Source organism: Pseudoalteromonas sp. Ps84H-4, assembly GCF_024124645.1.
In the GTDB taxonomy this organism is placed as follows: domain Bacteria; phylum Pseudomonadota; class Gammaproteobacteria; order Enterobacterales; family Alteromonadaceae; genus Pseudoalteromonas; species Pseudoalteromonas lipolytica_C.
Genome location: NZ_JAMXSK010000065.1, coordinates 1 through 2178 on the forward strand (window position 1 = coordinate 1; position 2178 = coordinate 2178).

Here is a 2178-nt window from a genome sequence, read left to right on the forward strand (position 1 = left end):
GGCGAAATAACAAGGCCGATAGTGGATGATTAGGCTCCAAGCTGAAAGTAAACCACCTCCGCAGCCATTTATTGGTGTGGTCTACAGAGGATTATGTCTTTTTAGAGGGGAAAATCCCTAGAACCCCTAGATGAGGAGAGCGGGCCTACGGGGGCTAGTCGTTCGCATAGTTCCTGAAACCTGTTACGTCACTGGTTTTATTCGTATAATATGTCGCAAATTTCGGAATTTTTGTGACACAGAATTGGAGCACATGATGACTACTTTGAACCGTCCTGACCTCAGCGATATTCATATTGGCGATTGGGTTGACCGTTGGTTGCCTGCTGCTTGGCGTCCTTATGCAAGGCTTGCCCGGATCGACCGTCCGGTAGGAATATGGCTCACCTTTTTCCCCTGCCTTGCCGCGCTCATTCAAGCGTCCCAAGGGCTCCCCGAATTTCGGCTTTTGGTAGTGTTTTTTCTCGGCGCATTTTTGATGAGAAGCGCAGGCTCGACAGCCAATGACATTGCGGATCGTAACTTTGATGGGCATGTCGAGCGGACGCGCCTTCGTCCGCTCGCGAGTGGTCAGCTTCGAACGCGCCACGCGCTAATATTCCTCGCCGTCGAACTCGCCTTGGCGGCGCTGCTATTGTTTTTCTTAAGCCCATTCACAGCGCTTGTCGCAGTTTGCGTGCTGCCACTGGTATTCATTTACCCGCTTTGCAAACGCTTCACCCATTGGCCCCAAGCTGTTTTGGGGGCCGCGTTCAATTGGGGAATGCTGATGGCATGGGCGGAGGTGTCAGGCAATATTCCAGCAGGAGCCGTGGTAATGTGGGTCGGCGCTATAGCGTGGCAGATCGGCTATGACACGGTGTATGCTTATGTCGATGTAGCCGATGATACCCGTTTGGGTTTGAAATCAACAGCGATTCTATTTGGACGCAGGGGGCAGGCTATCGTCGGATTGTTCTACGCCTTGACTGTCGGGGCATGGGCGGTTGGGGGGTGGTTACTGGACATGGCGATGCCCTACGCTATCGGTATGGTTATTATTGCAGCTCATCTGGCTTGGCAGATATGGCGTGTTGACCTCGAAAAGCCGGAGCTGAATTTCCGGCTCTTTCTGTCGAACATTCTGACCGGGGCATTATTGGCGGTCGCTGCCTTCGCGGGCACTTGGTAAGTCGCGCAAATCCTGAAACCGCAAGGTGCTTTGGTGTGCTGAAGAACTTGGCCTCACCTATGAACATATCAATGCGGGTGGCACCTTTGGCGTGGTGAGCGACCCCGATTATCTCGCGATGAACCCTAATGGCCTTGTTCCCTGCCTGAAGGATGGTGATTTAGTCCTATGGGAATCGAACGCCATCGTCCGCTATCTTGCCAGACAATACGCTTATCCATCTCGATTACCCAACATCATTATGCCTGTGGCGAGTTATTCGACGAACGGTATCCGGTTTGGGCCGAAATCGCGGTGATCAGCTCGCGCCAGGATGTCCTGAACGCTTTGATTGGGCCTTCTTCCGATTTGTGATCAATTACCGAAAGGTGCAACGACAGCGCGACCTTGCTCGAATGGAAGGATTTGCCGGTCGGGTGTTCCGGTTCACCTCGCCGGCCGAACTGTCGGGCTTCGTAACTGCCATCAAGAAGGCTGCGCAAAAGGCGTGAAATCGGCCTACCGTATATTTGTGCCCCTTTAATGTTCAGGGGCCATCATGCGGATACGATCCACTATGATAGGAAAACGCTCTAAATGGAGATAGCATGACACTTGCCGAACAGTTTGAACTCATCCGATCTGGGCAGATGTACAACGATCTAACGTCTGAACTCGTGGCGGCTCGTGAGGAAGCAGTGTTCCTGACGAATGATTATAATGCCAGCTTCGGCCAAAACGCGGAAAAGCGTGAAGCCGTTCTGACGAAGCTTATCGGCTCAATGGGTAAGCAGGTTCATTTCGAACCTACGTTCCGCTGCGAGTTCGGACGCAATATACACATCGGCGACAACTTTTACGCCAACTTGGGGTTCTAGGGATTTTCCCCTCTAAAAAGACTTAATCCTCTGTAGACCACACCAATAAATGGCTGCGGAGGTGGGTTACTACTTATAAGTGTGGCAAATTAGGTAAATATCGTACATTTAATACGGAACAGCCCTGATATGGCCATCAAAAACGAAATT

General features: G+C 51.6%; 3 protein-coding genes. All 3 read left to right on the forward strand.

Going from position 1 to position 2178, the window contains the following annotated elements; genetic code table 11:
• Positions 1-253: 253 nt before the first annotated feature.
• The 3 genes from ubiA to NH454_RS22160 all read left to right on the forward strand — a co-directional run bounded on the left by ubiA (position 254) and on the right by NH454_RS22160 (position 2028).
• Positions 254-1171: a 4-hydroxybenzoate octaprenyltransferase gene (gene ubiA, locus NH454_RS22150; protein WP_199524880.1), complete on the forward strand. Its 918-nt coding sequence runs from the start codon at positions 254-256 to the stop codon at positions 1169-1171.
• Positions 1172-1196: 25 nt separating this feature from the next.
• The gene (locus NH454_RS22155; protein WP_281716509.1) at positions 1197-1469 is read left to right on the forward strand and encodes a glutathione S-transferase N-terminal domain-containing protein; all 273 of its coding nucleotides are present in this window, start codon (positions 1197-1199) and stop codon (positions 1467-1469) included.
• A 289-nt stretch (positions 1470-1758) separates the two neighbouring features.
• Positions 1759-2028, forward strand: coding sequence for a maltose acetyltransferase domain-containing protein (locus NH454_RS22160; protein ID WP_218313322.1), 270 nt, complete (start codon positions 1759-1761; stop codon positions 2026-2028).
• Positions 2029-2178 lie beyond the last annotated feature (150 nt).

Coding starts and splice junctions, on each gene's coding strand:
- NH454_RS22160 (WP_218313322.1), top strand. CDS start 1,759: ATGACACTTGCCGAACAGTTTGAACTCATCCGATCTGGGCAGATGTAC.
- ubiA (WP_199524880.1), top strand. CDS start 254: ATGATGACTACTTTGAACCGTCCTGACCTCAGCGATATTCATATTGGC.